This window comes from Deinococcus fonticola (assembly GCF_004634215.1).
GTDB classification, from domain to species: Bacteria; Deinococcota; Deinococci; order Deinococcales; family Deinococcaceae; genus Deinococcus; species Deinococcus fonticola.
This window is the reverse complement of sequence record NZ_SMMH01000015.1, coordinates 19353-43794: the sequence shown is the minus strand read 5'-3', so window position 1 is coordinate 43794 and position 24442 is coordinate 19353. Positions and strand designations below refer to the sequence as shown.

Annotated in this window: 21 protein-coding genes; 8 read left to right on the top strand and 13 right to left on the bottom strand. The window is 66.2% G+C overall.

The window, feature by feature from the left end; all coding sequences use genetic code 11:
- Positions 1-120: 120 nt before the first annotated feature.
- Positions 121-1116, bottom strand: a complete 996-nt coding sequence (locus E5Z01_RS10480) for a ribose-phosphate diphosphokinase (protein ID WP_119762028.1) — start codon at positions 1114-1116, stop codon at positions 121-123.
- Positions 1117-1337: 221 nt separating this feature from the next.
- Between E5Z01_RS10480 and E5Z01_RS10475 the strand changes: the two genes are divergently transcribed.
- The 3 genes from E5Z01_RS10475 (at position 1338) to E5Z01_RS10465 (ending at position 4258) form a co-directional block, all read left to right on the top strand.
- Positions 1338-2771 (top strand): phytoene desaturase family protein, encoded by a 1434-nt coding sequence (locus tag E5Z01_RS10475; RefSeq protein ID WP_135229310.1) that lies wholly within the window; start codon positions 1338-1340, stop codon positions 2769-2771.
- Positions 2772-2888: 117 nt separating this feature from the next.
- On the top strand, positions 2889-3479 hold the full coding sequence (locus E5Z01_RS10470) for a DUF1990 family protein (RefSeq protein WP_240738294.1): 591 nt from the start codon (positions 2889-2891) through the stop codon (positions 3477-3479).
- A complete protein-coding gene (locus E5Z01_RS10465; RefSeq protein WP_240738293.1) occupies positions 3476-4258 on the top strand; it encodes a DUF1990 family protein in 783 nt (260 codons plus the stop codon). The genes E5Z01_RS10470 and E5Z01_RS10465 overlap by 4 nt, the downstream gene beginning before the upstream one ends.
- 62 nt (positions 4259-4320) lie before the next feature.
- Here the strand turns inward: E5Z01_RS10465 and E5Z01_RS10460 are convergent, their stop codons facing one another.
- From E5Z01_RS10460 to E5Z01_RS10430, 7 genes are all read right to left on the bottom strand, one after another.
- Complete coding sequence (locus E5Z01_RS10460; protein WP_135229309.1) at positions 4321-5136, bottom strand: hypothetical protein; 816 nt, start codon at positions 5134-5136, stop codon at positions 4321-4323.
- 225 nt (positions 5137-5361) lie between these two features.
- Complete coding sequence (dnaJ, locus tag E5Z01_RS10450) at positions 5362-6489, bottom strand: molecular chaperone DnaJ (RefSeq protein WP_135229307.1); 1128 nt, start codon at positions 6487-6489, stop codon at positions 5362-5364.
- A 114-nt stretch (positions 6490-6603) separates the two neighbouring features.
- Complete coding sequence (locus E5Z01_RS10445) at positions 6604-7959, bottom strand: S41 family peptidase (protein WP_135229306.1); 1356 nt, start codon at positions 7957-7959, stop codon at positions 6604-6606.
- Between the two features lie 44 nt (positions 7960-8003).
- Complete coding sequence (gene trpS / locus E5Z01_RS10440) at positions 8004-9002, bottom strand: tryptophan--tRNA ligase (protein WP_135229305.1); 999 nt, start codon at positions 9000-9002, stop codon at positions 8004-8006.
- A 222-nt stretch (positions 9003-9224) separates the two neighbouring features.
- Positions 9225-12005 carry a M16 family metallopeptidase gene (locus E5Z01_RS10435; protein WP_135229304.1) on the bottom strand — a complete coding sequence of 927 codons (2781 nt, stop codon included), beginning with the start codon at positions 12003-12005 and terminating at the stop codon, positions 9225-9227.
- A gap of 63 nt (positions 12006-12068) precedes the next feature.
- Positions 12069-12239, bottom strand: a complete 171-nt coding sequence (locus E5Z01_RS19505; protein WP_167757866.1) for a hypothetical protein — start codon at positions 12237-12239, stop codon at positions 12069-12071.
- Positions 12240-12272: 33 nt separating this feature from the next.
- Positions 12273-13577 (bottom strand): S8 family serine peptidase, encoded by a 1305-nt coding sequence (locus E5Z01_RS10430; protein ID WP_240738292.1) that lies wholly within the window; start codon positions 13575-13577, stop codon positions 12273-12275.
- 62 nt (positions 13578-13639) lie between these two features.
- Between E5Z01_RS10430 and E5Z01_RS10425 the strand changes: the two genes are divergently transcribed.
- Entirely contained in the window at positions 13640-14434 is a 795-nt protein-coding gene (locus tag E5Z01_RS10425) for an SDR family NAD(P)-dependent oxidoreductase (protein ID WP_135229303.1), read from the top strand.
- A gap of 122 nt (positions 14435-14556) precedes the next feature.
- Positions 14557-15654 carry an App1 family protein gene (locus tag E5Z01_RS10420; protein WP_135229302.1) on the top strand — a complete coding sequence of 366 codons (1098 nt, stop codon included), beginning with the start codon at positions 14557-14559 and terminating at the stop codon, positions 15652-15654.
- Between the two features lie 41 nt (positions 15655-15695).
- On the opposite strand, the gene E5Z01_RS10415 is transcribed toward E5Z01_RS10420, so the two are convergent.
- From E5Z01_RS10415 to E5Z01_RS10400, 3 genes are all read right to left on the bottom strand, one after another.
- On the bottom strand, positions 15696-16175 hold the full coding sequence (locus tag E5Z01_RS10415; RefSeq protein ID WP_135229301.1) for a DinB family protein: 480 nt from the start codon (positions 16173-16175) through the stop codon (positions 15696-15698).
- Positions 16176-16268: 93 nt separating this feature from the next.
- Complete coding sequence (gene proS / locus E5Z01_RS10410) at positions 16269-17768, bottom strand: proline--tRNA ligase (protein ID WP_135229300.1); 1500 nt, start codon at positions 17766-17768, stop codon at positions 16269-16271.
- Positions 17769-17973: 205 nt separating this feature from the next.
- Positions 17974-18363, bottom strand: a complete 390-nt coding sequence (locus E5Z01_RS10400; protein ID WP_135229299.1) for an HsmA family protein — start codon at positions 18361-18363, stop codon at positions 17974-17976.
- A gap of 80 nt (positions 18364-18443) precedes the next feature.
- On the opposite strand from E5Z01_RS10400, the gene E5Z01_RS10395 reads away from it, so the two are divergent.
- Positions 18444-19235, top strand: a complete 792-nt coding sequence (locus tag E5Z01_RS10395; protein ID WP_135229298.1) for a nucleotidyltransferase domain-containing protein — start codon at positions 18444-18446, stop codon at positions 19233-19235.
- Positions 19236-19344: 109 nt separating this feature from the next.
- A complete protein-coding gene (locus E5Z01_RS10390) occupies positions 19345-21252 on the top strand; it encodes an alpha-amylase family protein (protein ID WP_135229297.1) in 1908 nt (635 codons plus the stop codon).
- A gap of 142 nt (positions 21253-21394) precedes the next feature.
- On the opposite strand, the gene cysS is transcribed toward E5Z01_RS10390, so the two are convergent.
- Both cysS and E5Z01_RS10380 read right to left on the bottom strand, forming a co-directional pair.
- Positions 21395-22864 carry a cysteine--tRNA ligase gene (gene cysS / locus E5Z01_RS10385; RefSeq protein WP_135229296.1) on the bottom strand — a complete coding sequence of 490 codons (1470 nt, stop codon included), beginning with the start codon at positions 22862-22864 and terminating at the stop codon, positions 21395-21397.
- A gap of 178 nt (positions 22865-23042) precedes the next feature.
- Complete coding sequence (locus E5Z01_RS10380) at positions 23043-23990, bottom strand: LysR family transcriptional regulator (RefSeq protein WP_135229295.1); 948 nt, start codon at positions 23988-23990, stop codon at positions 23043-23045.
- A gap of 131 nt (positions 23991-24121) precedes the next feature.
- Here E5Z01_RS10380 and E5Z01_RS10375 point away from each other — a divergent pair, with 131 nt between their 5' ends.
- The gene (locus E5Z01_RS10375; protein ID WP_240738291.1) at positions 24122-24424 is read left to right on the top strand and encodes a hypothetical protein; all 303 of its coding nucleotides are present in this window, start codon (positions 24122-24124) and stop codon (positions 24422-24424) included.
- Positions 24425-24442: the final 18 nt, after the last annotated feature.

Genomic DNA, 24442 nt, shown 5'->3' with positions numbered 1-24442 from the left:
CCGAAGGGTAAAGTCCTGCTGAAGCTTTTTTCTGGATACAAGGCGACCGGTGCTGGCCCGCCAAAAGAGAAAGCAGGCCCCGGCAACGTGGCTGGGGCCTGCTTCCACCGACGAGGGTTTTCAGGTAAACAGCGTACTGACGCTCGCGCCGGTGTGGATGTTCAGAATGGCGTTGGCGAACAGCGGGGCGACGTCCAGCACGGCCAGTTTGCCGTTGGCGGCTTCGATCTTCGCCTGGGGGACATCCACGGTGTTGCAGCTGGCGACCTGGGTGACGTCCAGGCCAGCGATGCGCTGGATGGCCGGGCCGGTGTACACGCCGTGCGTGACTGCCACGTATACGTCCTTGGCCCCCATGCTGCGGGCAATGTTCACGGTTTCGACCAGCGAGCCGGCGGTGCTGATCTCATCGTCGATGATGAACACGGTCTTGCCGTCCACGTCCCCGATCAGGGCGCGGGGGCGCACCTCGGTGTCGGACAGGCGCTCCTTGTCGATCATGGCCAGGCCGCTGTCGAGGCGGCGGGCGATCTGCGAGGCGCGTTTGATGCTGCCGGCGTCGGGGGCCAGCACCACGCCGTCGTGCGCGTCGGGCACACACTTCTTGAAGTGCTGCGACAGCACGATGTCGGCGGACAGGTGATCGACCGGCACCTTGAAGAACCCGTGCACCTGCGGCGCGTGCAGCGTCATGGTCAGGATGCGGTCGGCGCCGGCTTCCTGCAGCAGGTCGGCGACCAGGCGGCCCGCGATGGAGATGCGGGGGCTGTCTTTCTTGTCGCTGCGGGCGTACGAGTAGTAGGGAATCACGGCGGTGACGCGCCCGGCGCTGGCCGACTTGGCGGCGTCGATCATCAGCATGAGTTCCATGATCGCGTCGCTGACCGGGGTGCTGAAGGACTGCACGATGAAAATATCCCCCTCGCGCAGGGATTCCTCGTAGTGGACGATGATGTTGTCGTTCGTGAATTTCTCGGTCTTGCTTTTGCCCAGCGGAATGCCGAGGTTGTCGCAGATGGCCTGGGCGAGTGGGCGGTTGCTCTGGCCGGCAAAGACCAGCAGGGGCGAATGTTTGCTGTCGAGTTGATCGATGGGAGCGCGGTGCGGGACGGACAAGGCGGTTCCTCCAGGGTGGACTTAGGTGAGAGGGAATTAAACCTTGGCTAAGCATACCTGCCGGGCCGGCAGCTGTCATGACGCCCGGCGTACCCCACGGGGGAACATGGCTGCCCAGGCTGGGCACGTCTGGCCTGGCGGAACGCGGCGCGGGACGAAGCGGACTATAGGTTTCTTCAGACTCCGGCCGGGGGCGTGCTACCGACCGCTACGCTGCACGCATGCAGCGACTGGACGCCGTGGTGGTGGGTTCCGGCCCGAACGGGTTGGCGGCGGCCATCACGCTGGCGCGGGCGGGGCTGCGGGTACAGGTGCTCGAAGCGCACGGGCGCCCCGGTGGTGGAGTGCAGAGTGCCGCACTGACCCTGCCGGGCTTCACGCACGACCTGGGCAGCGCCATTCACCCGCTGGCGGCGGCCAGCCCGGCCTTCCGGCAGTGGCCGCTACACGCTTTCGGGCTGGAGTGGGTGCAGCCGGAGGTGCCGGTGGCGCACACGCTGTGGCCTGGCAGCAGCGGAGCCGTGCTGCTGGAGCGCAACCTGGAGGCCACTGCCGAGGGCCTGGGACGTGACGGCCCGGCCTGGAGGGCCATATTCGGGCCGCTGCTGGCCGACTGGGAGGGACTGCTGCACGACATTCTGCGCCCGCTGCTGCGCCTGCCCGGTCATCCGCTGACGCTGACGCGCTTCGGGCTGCGCGGGCTGCCCTCGGCGGAGTTCGTGGGCCGCACGGTCTTCCAGACGCCTCAGGGGCGGGCGCTGTGGGCGGGGCTGGCGGCGCATACCACCCTGCCGCTGGGCACGCCCGGCACGGCGGCCATGACGCTGGTGCTGGGGCTGCTGGCGCACGCGGTGGGCTACCCCTTTCCGCGCGGCGGGGCGCAGGCTTTGGCGGACGCCATGACCGCCTATCTGCGTTTTCTGGGCGGCGAGGTGCTGACCGGCATGACCGTGCGCGGCCCCACGGACCTGCCCGAGGCGCGGGTGGTGCTGGTAGACAGCAGTCCCGCCGTGCTGCTGAAGCTGCTGGGCGACCGTGCGCCTGTCGCGTACCGCGCGGCCCTGGGGCGCTTCCGCTACGGCCCCGGCATCCAGAAATTCGATTACGCCCTGAGCGGCCCCCCGCCCTGGCTGGACGGGCGGGTGAACCGCAGCGCCACCGTGCATGTCGGTGGGAGCTTCGAGGACATCGTGCGCTCTGAGCGGGCTTTCACCTCCGCGCGTCCCTACGTTCTGGCCGCGCAGCACACCCTGTTCGACCCGACCCGCGCCCCGGCGGGGCAGCACACCTTCTGGGCCTACGCGCACGTTCCCAGCGGCAGTGCCGCCGACATTCGCCCGCAGGTCGAGGCGCAACTGGAACGCTTCGCGCCGGGATTCAGGGAGCGCGTGCTGGCCTGCCACGTGACCACCGCCCCGCAACTGGCGGCCTTCAGCCCGGTGATGGTGGGCGGCGACGTGAACGGCGGGGCAAGTACCCTGTGGCAACTGCTGGCCCGCCCCACCCCGGCCCTCACGCCTTACCGCACGCCGGTTCGGGGCTACTACCTGTGCAGCAGCAGCACCCCACCGGGCGGGGGCGTGCACGGCATGGCCGGGTATCACGCGGCGCTGACCGCCCTGCGCGACGAGTTCGGCGGGCAAGACCACGGCTGACAGGGGGCTGCCCACGCCGCTATGAATCCCGACCAACCCACCTTTCAGGCCGTCTGACAAGGCTTGCTAAACCTGGCCGGCCGGTAAGCGGCGCCGGGATTCGTCAGACTGGGGGGCATGGACAGCGAGAACATGGACAAGAGCGTGCAGGCCGCCTCGACCGGCAGTGGCCGCCTCACCGAGCGGCGCTACTGGGTGGATGTGCAGCGCCCGCAGTGCTCGCCGCAAGACCTGATCGAGTACATCAAGACGCACATCGAGGAATTCAGCCCCAGCCTGCTGGCCGATTTCGAGAAGGTCAAGGGGCGGGACAACCGCCTGAGCCAGGACGACGAATTTCACATCAAGATCCTGGGGCCGTGGAACGGCATGGTGCGCGTGACCGAGGTGGACGCCAACACCTTCGAGTTCATGACGCTCGAAGGACACCCGGAAGCCGGCCGCATTCGCTTTTCGGCCACGCCGGATCCGGACTTGCCGGACACGCTGCACTTCGAGATTCACTCGGTGGCGCGCTCGCGTGACGGACTGGTGGCGTTCATGTACGACACCGTAGGCATCGGCAAAAAGGTGCAGGAGCAGGTGTGGCGCACCTTCTGCCAGCGCGTCTCGGAACACTGCGGCGGCGAGCAGTTCGGGGACATTCAGGTGCGTACCGTGACCGAGGAGGACGTGCCGGACATGAAGGAGTCCGGAGGCACGCAGTGATTCGCCCCCGGCGCACGCGCCCGCCGCTGTACGAGGTGCAGAAAGCCCGGCTGGAGGAGTACAGCCAGGCCAAAAGCAGTTTCGACGAGCAGCGTGTGAGCGAGTACACGGCCGAACACGGCTGGCACATTGACGATTACGAGCAGGAGTTGCCCCCCGAGCAGCCGGGCATTCCCGAGTCGGGCGGTTCCTTTGGGGCGGCCCAGCAGGTGCTGCGCAATTACTCGTTTCCGCCGCCCAACCTGATCACCGGGATCTTCCTGCCGGACTCGCCCCTGCAAGACCGGGTGATGGTGCTGCGGGCGCGGTTTCTGGTGTTCACCTTCTGGTTCGGGGTGCGGGTGGGCGGCGTGGTCGGCGAGATTCGTCCCCTCCCAGACGGCGAGCACGAGGCGGTGTGGGGATATCACTACACGACGCTGGAAGGCCACTACGAGCAGGGCCAGATCGAGTTCACGGTGCACAAATACCTGAACAGCGGGCGGGTGGTGTTCAAGATTCATGCCATCTCGAAAACCGGGCACATTCGCAATCCGCTCTACCGCCTGGGCTTCAGACTGTTCGGGCGCATGTTGCAGCGCCGTTTCGCGTTCCAATCGCTGGCCCGCACCCGGGCGCAGGTAGAGGACATGCTGCGCCGTAACGTCACCCGGCCCGCTGAGGCCGGCCCGCAGGTGGAAGTGGTGGACAAAAAAGACGTGCCGCAGAAGGTGGTCGAGAAGACCGACGCCGTGCCCAAAGACGTGCCGGACACCCCACCCCAAGCCAATCAGTCCTAAAGTGCCCAACGATGAAGGGCCGCGCAGCCCCGAAGGACAGCGCGGCCCTGAAGGCTTCAGTTTCAGGCCCGGAGCGCCCGGCGTAACCCGATCATCAGGCTGGCCGCCGCCAGTGGGATGGCAGCCGGTGCCTGCCCCCCGGCCACCCCCAGCCCCACGCCAGTCAGGACCACCAGCCGCGCCGCCTGGAGGCGCTCGGGCGACAGTCGGCGCTGACCGTTGTCGGTTTCACTGTCCACGCCTTCCCGCGGCAACAGGAAGGGGCTCAGAAGCAGTGCTGCGCCCGCCAGGGCTGCCGATGCATTGTCCCGGCGCTCGGGCAGGTGAAGGGCGTCCGGCCAGACCTGCGGTACCAGGGCAGCGGCGGCCAGCAGCGGGGCCAGCCAGGCGGGCGGCTCCAGGCCGTCGCGGGCCAGCAGCGAGGCGGCCACAGCCAGCGCGGGCAGCAGCGCCGAGGCGTGGTCACCCGCCTGCCCGGTCGCCGCCGTGGCCCCCGTCAGCGCCAGTGAGTCGTACCAGCGCGGCGCGTCCCCGGTGCTTTCGGTGGCGAAACGCAGGCCCGCCAGGCTGGTAAAGGCCGGCAGCAGAGCCGCGAGTTCTGCCACATCATCACTTTCCTCCCCGGCCTGCCAGGTGGCCAGCGCCGCCAGGGGCAGGGCCAGGTTCGCGCTGCGGGGCGCGTCCGGATCCAGTTCACGGGCCAGCGCCCACGCCGCGAAGCCCGCCAGGCCCACGCGCAGGCTGCCGGCCCAGGAACACCCCGCTGCCCTGGCCGCCGCCGCCGCCCCCAGGCTGCCCAGCACCGCCCAGCGGTTCGAGGGGTACTTCAGGTCGATGACCCGGCCCAGGGCCGTGGGAACAGGAATGGATGGACTCATGCCCCCAGCCTAGAACATTTGACAAAAGAACGCAGTGCTTTTTGTTCGAGCGGAGCGAGTGAATTTAAACGAGCAGAACGGAGAATGGAGCGCGCTGGGGTGAAGTTCTCCAGCGCGCGGAATTCGGAGAACTGCTCTAGTTCGCACTGAAAAACCCCCGGCAAGAACACCGGGGGAAAGCGTTGGGCGTCACTTAACGCACGTTGTTGAAGGCCGGGAGAACCTTCAGTCGCCCCGGAAAATCTTGCCTACCTTGTCGAAGAACCCCTCGTGCTTCTCGGCGGGCACCTCGTCGCCCACCGCCGCCGCGTAGGCCCTGAGCGCCGCCCGCGCCTCGTCGTTGAGGGTCCTTGGCACCACCACGTCGTACGCCACGATCAGGTCACCCGTACCGGGGGCCTGGAGGCGCGGCATGCCCTGCCCGCGCAGGCGGTGCAGCTCGCCGTGCTGCGTGCCCGGCTTGACTTCCACGACCTGCGGGCCGTCCAGCGTGGGCACGGTCACCTGGCCACCCAGCGCTGCCGTGGCGAACCCTATTCTGGCGGGGAAAATCAGGTGCTCGGCCTCGCGGCGCAGTTCGCCGTGCGGCTCCATCTCGATGTGGACGTACAGGTCACCGTTGCCGCCCGGCCCCTCGTTGCCCTTGCCGGCCACGCGAATGCGGTAGCCCTCGTCGATTCCCTTGGGCAGCTTCACTTTCACGGTCTCGCCCTTCAGGGTACGCCCCCGGCCCTTGCAGACCGTGCACGGGTCGACGATCAGTTTGCCCTCGCCTTTACAGGTGCTGCACACCTGCTGGGTTTCCACCACGCCAAAAATCGTGCGGGCCTGGGCACGCACCGCGCCGGCTCCGCCGCAGGTCGTGCAGGTCACCGGGGGTTTGCCGCCCGGCTCAGTCTTGTCGCCGTGGCAGTGCTCGCAGGTGGTCAGGCGGTCCACCGGCACGTCCACTTCCTCGCCGGCCCGCGCCTGCTCCAGCGTGACCCGCGCCTCGGTCTCGATGTCGTCGCCGCGCGCCGGGCCACGCCGCCCCCGGCCTCCCATACCTCCCATCGCGCCGCCGAACAGCTGCTCGAAAATGTCCATCGGGTCGAAGCCCGCGCCGCCCATCCCACCGAACGGGTCGCCGCCCGGCATCCCCGCGCCCGGCGCGGAACCGAAACGGTCGTAGTGGGCGCGTTTCTCGGCGTCGCTCAAGACCGAGTAAGCCTCGTTGATCTGCGTGAACTTCTCGGCCGCGCCCGCCTCCTTGTTGCGGTCGGGGTGGTACTTCAGGGCCAGTTTGCGGTAAGCACTCTTGATTTCGTCGGCACTGGCGGTCTTCGCCACGCCCAGCAGTTCGTAATAGTCCATAGGTCGAATTTCGCCAGGGCAGCACCAACCACCCTGCCCCGGCCTCCAGCAATAAGGTTAACACGAACGCACTCAAGAAACATGGTCAAAGGTGGTGAGGGCTGTGAGGGTATCTCAGGCGGTAAGGAGACTCAACGCCCGCTGTAAAACACTGTCCGGACCGTCCCGGAGGAACGACTCTGGTGAAGGAACCACCTGAATATCCACGGGAGTGCCATGACCTTCCAGCAGTTCGCCGGATGGTTTAAATGAGGCCATCGACGCCACCCGGAACTGCACTCCGCTGGGCAGCACATAAGTCATGGCTGAACCGCTGCCGCCACCGCTGCTTTCACCCATGATCGTCACGTTTGGCAGTCCCTTGACGCCGCACAGGAAAATATCCGTGGCACTGAAACACATCCCGTCCGTCAAAATCACCACCGGGCAGGTGGCAGCGGGTTCCGCTGGCCCGGCAGGGTGAACCAGCATGAAATGCCAGTCGCCGAATTGCCCTGGAGGTGGCGTCCAGTTCGGTTTAAAGGAAGGTTTGAACTGCTCAATAACGGCCTTCTCCTGCGCTGTCCAGTGATCACTGCCCTCTGGAAACAGCCCCCTTCCGGCCATACGCGTGGCACTTTCCGTGTTCGACTGGCGACTGCACGCCACATTCACCACTCTTGGCCCGGCCCCGCCTGGCTGAAGCGCCCGCAGCAGGGGAAGAAATGCTTCACGCATACCACCAGAATTCCCGCGCAGATCGACAATCAGACCCTGCGCCGACTGGAATTCCGGAAGCCACTGCTGGATTTCCTGAGCGGCGCGAGGAGACATGGCGGGCAGACGCAGATAACCCACCTGTCCTAACCAGCGTGAGCCGGGCGCAGGCCACACACCGTAATCGGGTTTGTCCGGGATCAGCGTCACCACAAGGTTCCTTGTTCCCGCCACGCCCTGAAGCGTCAGGGTGGCTTCCGGAGTTTCTGGCAGCTTCAACTTGCGCCGCCACTGCTGAAGCCAGAGCAGTCCCCTGACCGTCCGCTCACGCCGCCAGGAAGCCCCTTCACCCGCCACCAGTGATCCCACCACGGGCAACCATTCCGAAACAGGTCGACCATCAATAGCCTTCAGAAACGGGCACCCAGGAAGCAGAAAGTCAGAACGATCTAGCTTAACGGCCACCACATCGTTGCCAGCAACGTGAAATAGGGCCGGAATGGCCCCGCTGATCGGCTTGAATTCACGCACGCGGGCGTGACCATCGAGACTGCGACTCAGTAAACCCTGAATGGTGGCGGCCCAGTCGGTCACACTCTGCTGCTCCGGCAAATTAGCCTGAAGCTGAGTCAGGAGTTCCGGCAGACCTTGCCCGAACTTACTGGCATGCAGATAAGCAAACCGCTCTTCGAGAATGGTCTGCAAGGCCTGCAAATCCGTGGTGGCAGTCGTGCGGTCGATCCTTGCTGGAACGGTACTTTCTGGTTGGGTCATTCACTTCATGGTAAGCCGCTACGGTCAACATTAAGCCAGTTGACTTATCCGAAATAATTCAACCCCATCGCTTCCCGCGCCGCCTGCATGGTCTGAGCGGCGACGGCTCTCCCCTGCTGCGTGCCCTCGCGGACGATGGTTCGCACCGCTTCCATGTCCTGCACGTATTCCAGTCGCCGCTCGCGGATGGGGGCCAGGACGTTTTCCAGCACCTCCACCAGATGCTTCTTGACCTTCACGTCGCCCAGGCCGCCGCGTGCGTAATGGTCTTTGAGGGCCTGCACGCCCACCACGTCGGGGTCGAAAGCATCCAGATACGTGAACACCGGGTTGCCGGCCACCTGGCCGGGGTCTTCCACACGCAGGTGGTGGGGGTCGGTGTACATGCCCATGACCTTGCGGCGCACCTCATCCGCGCTGTCCTTCAGGAAAATGGCGTTGCCCAGGCTTTTGCTCATCTTGTGGTGGCCGTCCAGACCCGGCAGGCGCGGAAAGGCGCTCAGGAGTTCCTGCGGTTCGGTCAGCACGGGCGCGTACAGGCTGTTGAAGCGCCGCACGATCTCGCGGGTCTGCTCGATCATCGGCAGTTGATCATTGCCCACCGGGACAAGGTGAGCGCCGAACGCCGTGATGTCGGCCGCCTGAGACACCGGGTAGACGAAGAAGCCGGCGGGCACGCTGTCACCGAAGCCTTTCTGTTGAATCTCGGTTTTCACGGTGGGGTTCTGCCGCAGGTGCGAGACGGTCACGAGGTTCAGGTAAAATACGGTCAGTTCGGCAATCTCGGGAATCTGCGACTGCACGACGAACCGGCACAGGTCGGGATCGAGGCCGACCGCCAGGTAGTCCAGCGCGACTTCCAGCACGTTCTCGCGCACCTTCTGCGGGGTGGCGAAGTGGTCGGTCATGGCCTGCACGTCGGCCAGCAGAATGAACGTGTCGTACTCGCGCTGCAATTTCACGCGGTTTTGCAGGGAGCCGATCAGGTGGCCCAGGTGCAGCGGGCTGGTGGGTCGGTCGCCGGTCAGGATGCGTTTTTTCATGGGGTCTCCGCTGAGCAGAAAAGGAAAAGGGAAAACGAAAAGGCCGCGCTTCGGCATTTACCGGGCGCGGCCTTGGTGGAAAGGCACAGTCTGGGGTCACCCGGCTAAGCGGGCCACCACCAGACCTGTGCAGCGAAACTCATGGACTCAATTTACCTCATGGGGAAAACGGGTAAGCCACCCGGCTTACTTTCCCCGCACCCCTCAACTTCTGGGCGCCGCTTACTTCTGGAACGTCCCGGCGCGGACGATCACCAGATTGTCAGGGTTGACATACTTCGCCAGCGCCGCGCGGGCCATCTCGGGCGTCACGGCCTTGATTTTGGTTTCCAGGTCGGCGCTGAAGGCGTAGGTGCGGTTCAGGAAGGACTGGCTGGCAAGGGCGGCGGCCAGGCCGCTGTCGCTGCTGCGGGCCAGGCGGCTTTCCTGCAGGATGGCGCTTCTGGCGGTTTCGATCTCCTGCGCGGTGAAGCCGTCTTTCAGCACGCGGGCCAGTTCCTCGCGCATGGCGCCGGCGACCTTGTCGGTCACGTTGGGGTTGAAGATGGCGTAACTGCTGTAACTGGCCTTCTCGTCGAGGCTGCTGACGTTGATGTCGCCGCCCACGCCGTAACTGAGGCCTTCTTTCTGGCGCAGGCGGTTAAACAGGCGCGAGTCGGTGCCGCCCCCGAAGATCCGCATGGCGACTGCCAGGGCGGCGTAATCGGCCTGGTCGTCGCGCAGCGGGAAGTTCAGCCGGGCCAGGTAGACGGCGTTGGCCTTGTCGGGCACGTTCAGCACGATGTCCTGCGCCCTGGGGGTGGTCAGCGGGGCCACCACGCGCTCGTACTTCACGCCGCTGGTGAAGCCGCCCAGAAGGTCCGGGATGGCGGCGCGGATGGTGGCCGGGTCGAAGTCGCCGACCACGCCCACCTGGGCCTGCGCCGCGCCCCACACGGTCTTGTAGTAGTCCTTGACCTGAGCAAGCGTCACGGCTTTCACGTCGGCAATCCCCTCGTCCAGGGTGGGCACGTAGAAAAGGTCTCCGCGCTTCGCGCCCTGCGGCATAAAGGTGCGCGAGAGGGCCAGGCCCGCCACCGCCTGCGGCTCGTTGCGGCTGGCCTCGGCGCCATCCAGGCTGGCTTTCCTGATTTCCTCGAAGTCGGCCTCGGGGAAGGTGGGTTCGCGCAACACCTTACGCACCAGTTTCAGCGCCTCGGGCAGGTGCTGGCGGTCCGTGCTGAGGCGAATGCTGGCCCCGGTCGCGCCGCCCGACACGCTGAGCTGCGTTTTCATGGCTTCGAGCTGGTCGTTCAGCTGCTGGCGGGTCAGGCCCGCGCTGCCGCGCTTGAGCAGCGGCGCGATGAAGTCGGCGCTGTCCTGCCCGGCCGTAGCGGTCTGCGCGTTGCCGAAGTTCAGGTTGATGACCATTTCGACGCGCTCACCCCGGGTCTTTTTGGGCAGCAGGGCCAGTTTCACGTTGCCCAGCGTTTCGCGGGTGGTGCGGGCTTCCAGCGCGGCGGGTTCCGGGGCGATGGTCTCGCCGGCGGCCTGCGCGGCGCGGCCCACGTAGCCCTTGAGCAGATCCTCGACCCTGGGCGCGGCGGTGACCGTTACGCGGTCCGGTTTTTCGGTGGGGATAAAGGCCCCCAGGGTGCGGTTGCTGGGTTTCAGGTAGGTCTGGGCGACGCGCCGGACATCGGCCGCCGTCACTTTTTCCAGGTCGTCGCGGTTCTTGAACAGCAGCCGCCAGTCACCGGCTGCGATGGACTCGGACAAGGTCAGGCCCACCGATTCGGGCTTGGCGAGCAGCTGCTCGTAACTGCTGACCACGCGGTTGCGCACCCGCGCCACATCCTCGTCAGTAAAAGGGGTACTGGCGGCCTGCTCGACCACTTGCAGCAGGGTGGCCTGCGCCTGGGCGGGGTTGTCGCCCTTGCCCAGCACGGCGTAGTACAGCAGCAGGCCGGGGTCGGCGGAACCGACATCGAAGCTGCCGGCGTCGTTCGCCAGTTTGGTCTGCACCAGCGCCTTGTACAGCCGTCCGGAGGGTTCGTCGGCCAGAATCTCGTTCAGCACGGCCAGGGCGGGCGCGTCCGGGTGGGCGCTGCTGGGGGTGTGGTAGGCCGCCAGCAGAATCTGCTCATCCCCGACGCGGCGCACGTTCACGCTGCGTTCGCCGTCCTGCGGATTTTCCACCGTCCACAGGGTCGGCAGCGTGCGGGTGGGTCGGGCGACCTTGCCGAATTCGGCGGCGATCAGCTTCAGCGCGGCGGCCTCGTCGAAGTTGCCGGCCAGCGTGACCACGGCGTTGTCCGGCTGGTAATAGCGTTTGTAGAAGGCCTGGAGGTTCTGAATCGGCACGTTCTCCACGTCGCTGCGGTTGCCGATGGTGGTGTTGCCGTAGTTGTGCCAGTCGTAGGCGACCGCCAGCACCTCCTTGTACAGCAGGCTGAAGGGGCTGTTTTCGCCGCTCTCGAACTCGTTGCGTACCACCGTCATCTCGGTTTTCAGGTCACTGGCCGCCACCTTGCTGTTCACCATGCGGTCGGCTTCCATCTTGACTGCCCAGGCCAGGTTGTCGCCGGTGTTGGTCAGGGTCTCGAAGTAGTTGGTGCGGTCCGTGCTGGTGGTGCCGTTGAAATTTGCGCCGCGCCTGGAGAGGTTTTCCAGAATGTTGCCGCTGGTGGGCGTGCCCTTGAAGACCATGTGCTCCAGCAGGTGCGCCATGCCGGTCTCGCCGTAACCCTCGTGGCGGCTGCCCACCAGGTAGGTGACGTTCAGGGTAAAAGTCGTCTTGGAAGTGTCGGGAAACAGCAGCACCTTCAGGCCGTTGGCCAGGCGGTACTCGCGGATGCCTTCCACCTCGGTAAAGAAGGTGACGCCCGCCGGCAACGCCACCGGGGCTTTCTGAGTCGGAGCAGGAGCCGGAATAGAAACTGGGGCCGGGACAGCCGTCTGGGCGTAGGCCGACGGGGCGCTGAGCAGAAGGGCGGAGAGCAGCAGCAGGGCGGGGTAACGCATGAAACCTCCGTGAAAGAATCCGGGAGAAAAGGCCGGGCAAAACGGGTCTATCGGGGGCAGGGGTCAACGCCTGGTGCGGGTCAACCGCCACAACGTTACGCCATTCACGAGCAGCATCAGGCCGCAAAGCAGCGCGAAGGGCCACTCTGCTTTCTGCACGAAACGGATGGTCAGGATGCCCCAGCCGCACACCAGCGCGGTGGTCAGCCACACCCGCCAGGCCGGCGTATTCATGCTGAAGTCCTCATGCCCCCAGCCTGACGCAAATTATTTCCCGAGATTGGACGCCAGTGCCCGTTTCAGGGCCGCCTCGGCGTTCAGCACCCCGCGCCCGCAGGTTTTGCGGGTGTCCGGGTCGCAGCGCCCACCCGCAAAAGGGCTCGCCGAGAGCAGCAGCATATTTTTCACCTGCGCGGGCGAAAGCTTCGGCCGCAGCGACAGGATCAGGCTCGCCACCCCGGTCACGTGCGGCGCGGCCAGGCTGGTGCCGCCCTCGGGCGTCATAACCCCAGAGGGAACCAGCGTGCTGCTGAGGGTCAGGCGCTGTCCGCTGTCGCCGCCGTGCGCCGCCAGGTTCACGTTCAGGCCCCAGTTGGCGTAGGCGGGGCGCCGGGCGCCGGCGTCCACACTGGTCACGGTCAGGACGTTGCGGCACCCGGCGGGCGAGTACCCGCGCGCGTCCGCGTCGTCGTTGCCGGCCCCCACCACCACCAGCACGCCCCGCGCCGTCACCTCGTCGACGGCCTTCTGAATGCGCGGGTCACAGCCGGTCAGCGGAATGAAATCGGCGTACAGGCTGAGGTTCAGCACCCTGGCCGGAAAACGGTTGACCGGCGTGCCCGGCACGCTGAGGCCCGCCGCCCAGCGCATTCCGTCGATCAGGTCGACCGGGTCGATCAGGCCGTCCACGCCCGCCACACGCACGGCCACCACCCGCGCCTGCGGGTTGATGCCGGCCATACCCTGGGCGTCGTGCGCCGCCGCGATGATGTTGCTGACCACCTCGGCGTGGTAGGCATTGGGGCCGCTGCCCCGCGCGTCGGCGTCACGACCGTCGCCGTCTCCAGCGCGGGCGGCACTGGACACGAAATCGAAGCCGTTCACCAGCCGCGTCCCCAGTTCCGGCGTGAGAATGAATCCGGTGTCCAGCACAGCGACCGTGACTGGCGTCTGCGCCTGCCCCCCCAGCAGCGCCCAGGCCTGCGGCACACGAATGGCCGCCATGTCCCACTGCTGCGGGTACAGCGGGTCGGTCGGCACGCGGCCTGCGGCGCCCTGCGTCGGGGGGTTGAGTGAAGCGCTGGGCGCCACCGGGACAGGCTGGATGGGTTGCAGCCGGGGCGGCGCGGGGCGGGGCGTGGGGGCGCTGACAGGCGCGATCTCCGGCAAGGCGGTCGGCGGCGTGATCGGGCCAGTGGCCGGGGATGAGGTCGCCGGGAATGAAGTCCTGGGGGATGTATTCGTCGTCTGGGGCGTGGCAGGAATGGGCGGCACAGTCTGAGTCTGGATGGTCTGGCCCAGGGCCAGCGGCAGCAGGAGGGCCAGGGACAGCAGCAAGGAAGTTTGGCGCACGCCCCAGTTTCCCGTCCCACGCTGACGGGCACCTGAGAGGCGGGTGGGGGTAGCATCACGTCATGACCGGCACCCTCCCCCCCTCCCCTTCCGTGCGGCCCGTGATCGTGCTGACCGGCGCGAGCAGCGGCATCGGCGAGGCCACTGCTCGGGAACTCGCGGCGCGCCAGTACGCCCTGGTGCTGGCGGCCCGCCGCGCCGAGCGGCTGCACGCCCTGGCCCGCGAACTCGACCCCAGCGGCAGCCGCGTCCTGGCCGTACCCACCGACCTGACCAGCGACGAGGGCCGCCGACACCTGCTGGAGCGCACCCAGGCGCACTTCGGGCGGGTGGACGTGCTGATCAACAACGCCGGCGTCACGGTGGAGCGCGGCTGGTGGTGGGACGACCCGGATCCGCTGCGCGTGCTGCGCGTCAACCTGGAAGCGCCCATCGAGATGACGCGCCTGGTGCTGCCGCAGATGCAGGCGCGGGGCAGCGGGCACATCGTGAACATCGGCTCGGTGGCCGGGCGCTCCGCCACCAACGGCCTGTACAGCGCCAGCAAATTCGGCATCAGGGGCTTTTCGCTGGCGCTGCGGCGCGAAGTGCTGGGCAGTGGCCTTCACGTCAGCCTGATCGCGCCGGGCTTCGTGAAAAGCGAGATGACCGCCGGCGCCCGCCTGCCCATGCCCGGCCCGGAGGTCGTGGCCCACGCCGTGGCCGAGGTGCTGCTGCGCCCGCGCCGTGAGGTGATCGTGCCCCGCGCCTACCGCGCGCTGGCCCTGCTGGACGCCGTGGCCCCCGGCCTGGGCGACCTGATCGTGTCCCGCTTCGTCATTCGCCGCCGGTACGGGCACGGCGGCCCGGCCCGCTGAAAGGCCGTTATCTTCACCTCTTCAGGGCGGCACCGTTCAGGCCAGCCCGATACCCGCAAAGATCAACAGGAGCCTAACGGAACCGCCAAAATTGGGCGCGGGAGCCGCTTTACACTGGGCGGGTGAACCCTGCCAAACAGGTCTTCAAGGCCGCCCTTCCCCTGCTCGAGCGCGGCCTCAGCCTGGCCGACCGGGCCTTCAGCCAGTTCATTCAGCCCCGGCGCCTGAAAGGCAAACTGATTCTGCAAATGTACGTGGGCTGGGGCACGCCCACCAATGTGGAGCTGAGCGGGCGCGTGCTTCTTCCGCGCGACATGCGGCCCGCGCAGAAAGGCGACCCGCGCTGGCGCAACTTCAGGAACATCATGCGCCGACTGTTCAGCCGCGAGGTGGGAGGCGTGAAGGTCACGGCCATTCTGGACGGCCTGAACGCCAGCGCCGTCAGCGATCTGGACGGGTTTTTCACCCTGAAGTTCCAGCCCGCCGTGCCCCTGCCGGGCGGGTGGCACGACGCGACCCTCAGCATCCACGGGCGCGAGGGCACCTCCAGCCGCGCCCGCGTGCAGATTGTGGATCGGGCCAGGTTCGGCATCATCAGTGATCTGGACGACACGGTGATCCAGTCGGACGTGACCAGCGTGCCGCGCATGCTGAGCACCGTCCTGACCGGCAACGCCCGCACGCGCAGTCCCTTCGCCGGGGTGGGTGCTCTGTACCGCGCCCTGACCCGCGAGAATCAAGAACGTAACCCGATTTTCTACGTGTCCAGCAGCCCCTGGAATTTCTTCGACCTGCTGTGGCAGTTTCTGGATTACCGCCGTATTCCGCTGGGGCCCCTGTTCCTGCGCAACTGGGGGGCCGACCTGCTCAAGGGCCACGGTGGGTACAAGCACGGCGTCATCGAGCAGATTTTCCAGAGGTTCCCCGATCTGCCGTTCGTGCTGGTGGGTGACAGCGGCGAGAAAGACCCGGAGATCTACGCGGAAGTCGTGCGCCAGCATCCGGGGCGCGTGCTGGCCGTGTACATCCGCGACGTGAACGAGGCGCACCGCGACGAGAGTGTGCTGAAGCTCCGCGAGGAAGTCAGGAAAGCCGGCGCCGACCTGGTGCTGGCGGGCGACAGCCTGAACGCCGCCAGTCACGCCATGTCCATGGGCCTGATCACCCCGCTGGAGTTCCGCAGCGTGCTGACCAGTGTGGCCCGCACCTACGAAACGTGAACGGGGCGGCGGAATTGCCCCGCTGCCTCAGACCAGCAGATTCAGTCCAGGAGTCGTTTCAGCAGGGCCAGTTGCCCGACATGGTAGGCATTGTGATCGGCCACCAGCAGAAACTCGCGCAGCCAGGTCTGATCCTTGCCATTGGGCACCACCGCGAACAGGTCGATGTCCGGACTCCTCAGCAGTTCGAGCAGAGCCGCCAGATCCTGCCGGAAAGCCTGAATCTCGCCTTGCCAGTCCTGCGCGCTGCCGTCCCGGTGCGGCCAGTAATCGTCCGGCCAGTTCAGGTGGGTGTAGGCGTCATCCCGGATAAAATTCAGGATGTCGCGCTGGGCGAAACGCAGGTGCCACAGCAGCTCGAATGCCGAGTAAGGCAGACCGTGAACCCGCTCGTTGATGCGCTCCAGCGGAAACCCCGTCAGCACGTCATCCAACGTGATGTGAGCCTGAGCTTCGGTGAGCAGCGCCCGCAGGTGTTGGCGCAGGGCGTCGTCCGCGTTGGCTGGGAATTCCGTTGGCATGCCCCACTGTAAAAGCAAACCGCCCCGGCGGGTGCCAGGGCGGTTCGTTGTATTAAGCCACCTTCCTTCCTGCTGGGCCTAAGATCGCTGGGCTCAGTACTGCCGTCCGAAGATCACGCGTTTGCCGTAAGCGCTGTCCATTCCGCACTTCACGCACTTGCCGCTGCCCTGCTCGTTGAAGAATTCGGCATCGTCGAGGGGGACGTTGCGGGTGGTGGCCTTGGTGTCTTCCTTGATGCCGGCCTCGCAGGCGGCGCTCCCGCAGTGGTAGGAACGCACCCAGTTGCCTTCCTCGATTTTCTGCTTGAAGGTGTCGTAGTCGTCGGCCTCGACGGTGTGTTCCAGCAGGTAGTCGGTGGCGCGCCGCAGCAGCCAGTCGTGAATGGTGTCCAGGCGGGCGGGCATACCGCCGACCGCTTCGGCGCGGGCCAGGGTTTCCTTGTCGCTGCTGTTCCGGTTTTTCACGACGACGACGCCCTGTTCCAGATCGCGCGGGCCGAGTTCCACGCGCACCGGCACGCCCTTGAGTTCCCAGTCGTTGTACTTGAAGCCGTTCGTCACGCCGTCGCGTTTGTCCACCTTCACGCGCAGACCCTGGGCACGGAGTTCGGCGGCCAGCTTCTCGCCCTCGGCCACCATCTCGTCGAAGTTGTCCTTGCGACCCACGGGAATGATCACGACCTGAATGGGGGCGATGCGGGGGGGCATCATCAGGCCGAAGTCGTCGCCGTGCGTCATGATGATGGCGCCGATAATGCGGCTGGAAATGGCCCAGCTGGTGGTGTGCGCAAATTCCTCTTTCTGTTCGCGGGTCTGGAACTTCACGTCGAAGGCCCGGCTGAAGTTCTGACCCAGGTAATGGCTGGTGCCGCTTTGCAGGGCTTTGCCGTCGCGCATCATGCCCTCGATGGAAAAGGTGCTGACCGCCCCGGCAAAGCGCTCGGACGCGGTTTTCTCGCCACGTACCACCGGCAGGGCCAGCACGTCACGGCAGAACTCGTGGTACAGGTCGAGGATCGTGCGCACCTCGGCGCGGGCCTCGTCCTCGGCGGCGTGCGCGGTGTGGCCCTCGTGCCAGTAGAACTCGGACGTGCGCAAAAATGCCTTGGTGCGCAGCTCGGCGCGGAACACGCTGCCCCACTGGTAATGCAGGAACGGCAGGTCGCGGTAACTGTTGAGCCAGCCGCTCCACATGTGCCCGATGATCGTCTCGGAGGTCGGGCGCATGACGTAAGGCTCGGCCAGTTCCTCGGTGCCGATCTTGTTCACGGTAAACAGCTCCGGCGCGAAGCCCTCCACGTGATCGGCTTCCTTCATGATGAAGCTCATGGGAATCAGTGTCGGGAACACCAGCGACTCGTGCCCGGTCGCCTTGAAACGGTCGTCCAGCCAGCGCTGAATATTTTCCCACAGGGCGCTGCCGTAGGGTTTTACGACCATCGCGCCCGCCACCGGGCTGTTGTCGGCCAGGTCGGCCTTTTTCACCACTTCGTTGTACCAGTCGTTAAAGTCCACGCTCTGCGGCGTGACGCCGTACTGCTGGGCCTTCTTGTCCTGCTTGCCTGAGTCCTGCTTCCCGGAATCCTTAGTCATCGCCCCTCAGAATAACGGGTCACGTAGAACACTGCGGGCATGTTGCACATCGGTTCTGTCGTGTGGGGGGTGCGGGACTTGCCGCGCGCCACCGGGTGTGGACTGGAAGTACCCGCCCGGCGCGGACTTCGTGGTGCTGGCCGACCCGGACGGGAACAGGTTCTGCGTGATTCAGGTGGAGGGGCTGCCGGCGTGGTTGACGCCCTCAGGCGTGGCGCAGATTGGCCAGGATCAGCCCGCTGACAAAGGGAACGAGCCATAAGCTCCAGACGCTGAGGCTGAAGCGGTGGAAGGTCTGCATGGCCTGCACGTCGTTTTTAAAGTAGGTGAGGGTGGCCCAGACGGCGTGCACGGCCATCAGCAGCAGGGCCAGGGCGCCCAGCGCGGAGTGGAGGTTCAGGCCCCCGCCGCCACTTTCCAGCGCGATGCGGCGCATCATTTCGGTGCCGGTGGTGTCGCAGATCAGGCCGAACCAGAAGGCGGCCAGGTGCAGGGGCCAGATGGTTCCGGCGCGTTTTTCGCCCCATACGCCGATGCTGTAGGAGATCAGGGCGGTGGTCATGGCAATGATCGCAAAGAGCAACTGGGTGGTCATGGGGGTAATTTACCGATCGGTAAGTAAGGAAACAAGAGAAGTGTTCCGACTGACCGGACGGTCAGCGATAAACTGCGGGTATGACCCTACCTGCCCTGGCCCACGAACTGGCCGCCCAACTCGCCCACCTTCCCGGCGTGCTGGGCGTGGCCCTGGGCGGTTCCTACGCCACCGGAACCGCCACGCCGGAATCCGACCTCGACCTGAGTCTGGCTTACCAGGGAAGCTTCGACCTGGCGGCCCTCGACGCCCTGTGTCAGCGCCTGGATGACAGCGGTATGGCGCAGGCGAGTCCTATCGGCGGCTGGGGGCCGTGGGTGGACGGCGGGGCGTGGTTGACGGTGCGCGGACAGCGCGTCGATTTCATTTACCGCGACCTCGGGCGCGTGCAGCAAAGCGTGCAGGACGCCCTGGCCGGCCAGGTGGCGCTGTACACCCAGCCGGGCCACCCGCACGGCATTCACGCGCACCACTACGCGGCCGAACTGGCAAGTTGCGTCATCCTCGAGGACGCTTCGGGCCAGCTGGCCGAATTGAAGCGGCAGGTGAAAAGTTACCCGCCCGCGCTGTCGCTGGCGCTGCGCCAGCATTACGGGTGGCAGAAGGGGTTCTGGCTGGCAGCGGGTCAGAAGGGGCTGAAGAAAGACGACCTGCATTACGCCGGGGGCTGCGCGTACCAGGCCGCGATGGCGTTCATTCAGGAACTGTGCGCCATTCATGAAACATGGCTGCTGAACGAGAAGGGCGCGGCCCTGATCGCGGCCCGGCTCCCCGGAGCGCCCCCAAACTTCGCGGAGAGGTTGGCGGCCGTGCTGAGCCCCCTCGACCTGAACGGCCTGCAAAAGCTGCTGGGTGAGGCCGAACTGGACTGAGGGGCGACAGCCCTGCCGGCCCCAACACGGCTGCGGGTGCGCTCAGAACCGATGTCCTCCGAATTCCCGAACGCGTGGAAACGCTCCCAGTCTGGGCTTATGCTGGGTCATGCTCAAGTCCGCCCTGGCCCAGCGCCTGCGCCCCAACTTCGATGACGACCGTGACGCCGACACGTTTCTGCTGCGCCTGGAACGCTACGGCGCCGACCTGGTCGAAAGCCTGGAAGCGGTGTACGGCGACCAGACGAACGTCCTGCTGGACGAACTGTTCGAGGTCATGATCCACGCCTTCCACGCCCGCCCGGACGACCTCAAACGCCTGGACGAGGCGCGGCTGCTGCGCCCCGACTGGTTGCAGCAACCCGACATGATCGGGTACGTGGCCTACGCAGATCGCTTCGCCGGGAATCTCAAGGGCGTGGCTCAGAAAGTCGATTACCTCCAGGGCCTGGGCGTGAAGTACCTGCACCTGATGCCCCTGTTGAACCCCCGCCCTGGCGAGAACGACGGTGGGTACGCCGTGCAGGATTACCGCGCGGTGCGCTCCGACCTGGGCAGCATGGACGACCTCTCACTGCTGGCCCGCGACCTGCGCGGCCGGGGCATCAGCCTGGTGCTGGACCTGGTGCTCAATCACGTGGCGCAGGAGCACGAGTGGGCCGCCAGAGCCCGTGCGGGCGAAGAGAAATACCGCCGTTACTTTCACATTTTCCCGGATCGCGCCGCACCGGACCGCTTAGAGCGGACACTGCCTGAAATCTTTCCGGATTTCGCGCCGGGCAACTTCACCTGGAATGAGGAAGCGGGCGGGTGGGTCTGGACGACCTTCAACGCCTACCAGTGGGACCTCAACTGGGCCAATCCGGACGTGTTCCGCGAGTTCCTGGAGATCATCCTGTACCTTGCCAACCGGGGCGTGGAGGTGTTCCGGCTGGACGCCATCGCCTTCATCTGGAAGCGGCTCGGCACCGACTGCCAGAACCAGCCGGAAGTGCATCAAATTACCCGCGCCCTGCGAAGCTGCCTGCGCATCGTCTCGCCGGGCGTGGCTTTCAAGGCGGAAGCCATCGTGGCCCCTGGCGACCTGATCCACTATCTGGGGACGCGCGACCACCACGGGAAGGTCAGTGACATGGCCTACCACAACAGCCTGATGGTGCAGCTCTGGAGCACCCTCGCCAGCCGCCAGACCCGGCTCTTCGAGGAAGCCCTGAAAGCTTTTGCGCCCAAGCCCACCAACACCACCTGGGGGATGTACGTGCGCTGCCACGACGACATCGGCTGGGCCATCAGCGACGAGGATGCCGCGCGCGCGGGCCTCAGCGGGCCCACTCACCGCCACTTCCTCTCGGACTTCTACAGCGGCGAATTTCCCGGCAGCTTCGCGCGCGGGCTGGTGTTTCAGTTCAACCCGGAGACTGGTGACCGGCGCATCAGTGGGTCGGCGGCCAGCCTAGCCGGGCTGGAGGCGGCCGAGACTCCCGAGCAGGTGAACGACGCCGTGCAGCGCCTGCTGCTGCTGCACACCGTCACGCTGGGCTTCGGGGGCGTGCCGCTGCTGTACATGGGCGACGAACTGGCCGTGTTCAACGACTACAGCTTCGCGCAGACGCCCGAACACGCCGCCGACAACCGCTGGGTTCACCGGCCACAGATGAACTGGGAAGTGGCCGGCGCCGTGCAGGCGAACGCCGACACGCCCGCCGGGCGCGTAAATGCGGGCCTGCGTCACCTGATTCGCGTGCGGCAAAGCACCCCGCACCTGCATGCCAGCATCGAAAGTCAGGTGATCCCCAGCCCGGACAGGCGCCTGCTGCTGCTGCTGCGCGGGCACCCCCTGGGCACCCTCTTGCAGGTGTACAACTTCAGCGAGGAACCCGTGCCCGTCCCCGGCCACCTCTTGCGCAGGCACCTGGGCGACACGGCCGATGAACGCCTGAGCGGCTTCCAGTACGACCTGACCCCGGCGGAATTGACGCTGCCCCCCTACGGCCGCTGGTGGCTGACCACGCCGTAAAGCCCTCGCAGGACAGAAAAGTTCGGCGCACCCGAAGCCCGTTCGGTGCGCCGTTTACAGAGAAGACCACGGACAGTTCAGTCGGGAAGACGACCGAACCCTCGCGTTCGTGCGACCAGATTGAGCGAAAAAGCCAGGCGGCTCAGCGTTTCCAGCGGGCGCCGTCCCTGGTGTCCTCGACGGTCACGCCCACGCGGTTCAAGGTGTCGCGCACGTCGTCGGCCTGGGCGTACTGCTTTTGCAGGCGGTAATGCTGGCGGGCCTTCAACACCAGTTCCATCAGGGCGTCCACCACTTCGGTGTCGTCCTGCGCGGTCTGGGCGTCGGCAGCAAACAGACCCAGCACCTCACCCCCCAGCGTGCGGTAAGCGTTCAGAGCGCATTCTATGCTCCCCTGTCCCACCTTGCCGCTGTTCAGGGCGGCGTTCACGTCGGTGGTCAGGCCAAACAGGGCGGCCACGGCTTTGGGCGTGTTGAAATCGTCGCGCAGGGCGTCCTCGAAGGCCTGGGTGTGCACGTCGATCTTGCTGTTCAGGGCGGCATCGGAACCGGCTGGGGCGTCTTTCAGAGCGCGTTCCAGGTTGGCCAGCGCCTCGGTGATGCGGCGATACCCGTTCCGGGCGGAATCGAAGACCTCCTCCGAAAATTCGGTGACGCTGCGGTAATGGCTGCTTACCAGCAGGAAACGCACCACCATCGGGTCGTACTTCTTCAGCACGTCCTGAATGGTCGTGAAGTTGCCCTTGCTTTTGCTCATCTTCTCGCCGTTCACAGTCAGCATGTTGTTGTGCATCCAGTAGCGCGCGAAGTGGTGCCCGGCGGCCTCGGCCTGCGCGATCTCGGCCTCGTGGTGCGGGAATTGCAGGTCGAGGCCGCCGCCGTGAATGTCGAAGCCCTCGCCCAGGTACTTGAGGCTCATGGCGCTGCACTCGATGTGCCACCCCGGAAAGCCCACGCCCCACGGCGAGTCCCAGCGCATCAGGTGCTCGGGTTCGGCGTGCTTCCACAGCGCGAAGTCGCGCGGATCGCGTTTCTCCTCGCGCACGGCCTCACGGGTGCCTTCCTCCTGGTCGTCCAGTTTGCGGCCCGACAGTTTGCCGTACTCCGGCCAGCTTCGCACGTCGAAGTACACGCTGCCCGCCGATTCGTAGGCGTGGCCGCGCGCGATCAGCTCCTCGATCAGTCTGATCTGCTCCTGAATGTGCCCGGTGGCGCGGGGGTTGATGCTGGGGCGCTTCACGTTCAGGTCATCCATGTCCTTGAAGAACGACCAGAAGTACTTGTCGGCCACCTCCATGGGCTCCAGTTGCTCCAGCCGGGCGCGGGCCAGCATCTTGTCCTCGCCGTCGTCGGAGTCGTTTTGCAGGTGGCCCACGTCGGTGATGTTCGCCACGAAACGCACCCGGTAACCGAAGTGCTCGAAGGTGCGGCGCACCACGTCGAAGGCCACTTCCTTTTTGGCATGGCCCAGGTGCGCGTCGCTGTACACGGTCGGGCCGCACAGGTACATGCCCACATGGCCGGGCGTGGTCGGCTCAAAGCGCACCTTCTGGCGCTGCATGGTGTCGTACAGGACGATGTTGGGGTCGGGCAGGCGGTTCGGGTCAGTCATAAGGCTCCTTGAGGGCAAAAAGAAAGCCGCGCCGAGTCCACAAGGGAAAGGCGCGGCAGGCAGGCGTCGCTTACCGCAGGGGAAGGCAACACAGCGCGTACATGAGCGGAGTGTAGCAGATGAGCAATGGGGTCAGCCATGACGCTTAGCCCACCATGCCAGAGGAAAGCGGCCCGGCTCAGTTCAGGTGCGCGACCTGACCGGTTCTGGTGGGCAGTAGCGTCACTCCGGCGCTGTCCCGGAGCGTCTGCACCAGCAGTTCAGTAAATGCCTTCACAACCGGCAGGTGGGCGCGGTGAGGTTGCACGGCCAGCGCCAGCGGACGCGAAAGCGGTTCGGGCAGCGGAAGGGCCACCAGGCCCGGCGGGAAGGGAAAGGCCGCCAGCCTGGGCATGATGGTGTGCCCCAGACCATGGGCCACCATGCCCAGAATGACGCTGTCCTCGTCCAGTTCCTCCAGGACGTTCAGGTGCAATCTCCCCTCGGTGAAAAACCCGCGCACCCGGCGGTTGCAGGAATTGACGCCGGGCGGCAGCAGCAGCGGCAGGCCGTCCAGTTCGGCCAGCGTGACCGGGTGCTCGCCGCGCGCCTGCGGGGCAATGAACAGGTACTCGTCGAGCAGCAGGGACGTCAGGTGCAGGCCCGGCACCTCGTCCGCCACCACCAGCGCCAGGTCGGCCTGGCCGCTGAGCACCTGAACCTCGCCGCCGCCGGCAACCTCGCCGTCCTGCATCTTCACTGTGACTCCGGGATGCAGGGCGCGAAATCTTGCCAGCACGGGCGGCAGCAGGTGCGTGGCGGTCGAGCGGAAGGACGCGACCCGCAGCACTCCCGACAACGCCTCGTCCTCCTGCGCGGCCAGCAGCACGTCGCAGGCGGCCTGCACGGCGGTGCGGGCGTGCGTCAGTACCCGAATCCCAGCTGGCGTCAGTACCGTGCCGGCGGGCGTGCGGCGCAGCAATGGGCGGCCCACGCCGTCCTCCAGTTTGCCGACTGCTTCACTCAGGGTCGACTGGGACACGTTCAATTCGGCGGCGGCCTCGCAGAAGCCTCCGGCGTCCGCCACAGCAATCAGGGCGCGGAGTTGGGCCAGTGTGGGCGGTGAACCCTGGCGGGAGCGCGTCATGCCCCATTGTAGAAACCTGGCATGAGTTCCCCCATCGGTTTTCCCGATGCCTGCCCGGAGTTGCGCCGCCCACCACCGATGTCCTGAACTGCCCGCGCAGGCGCACCCTGGAAGCCACCAGGAGGAACGCCATGACCTACTGCACACTCACCCCAGACCTCTTGCCGCCCGCCCTGCCGCGCCAGGCCCATACCACCCCTGAGGTGTTCGGGGTGCTGTTCGCTGAAATTATTACGCCAGACGGCAGTTCCCATCTCCCGGATCTTTGCGCCGACCTCTCGGGCTGGGAATTCCGCAGCTGGCCTATCGCCCGCCTGGGCGACGCCACCCTCGAAGCCCGGCCGCTCTACCCGCACCTGAACGCCGACCACCTGCGTCAGGATCTGAAAAACGCCGGAATAATCGTCCTGGGGCCACTGCGCGAAAAACGCTGAACGGCAGAACGCCTCATA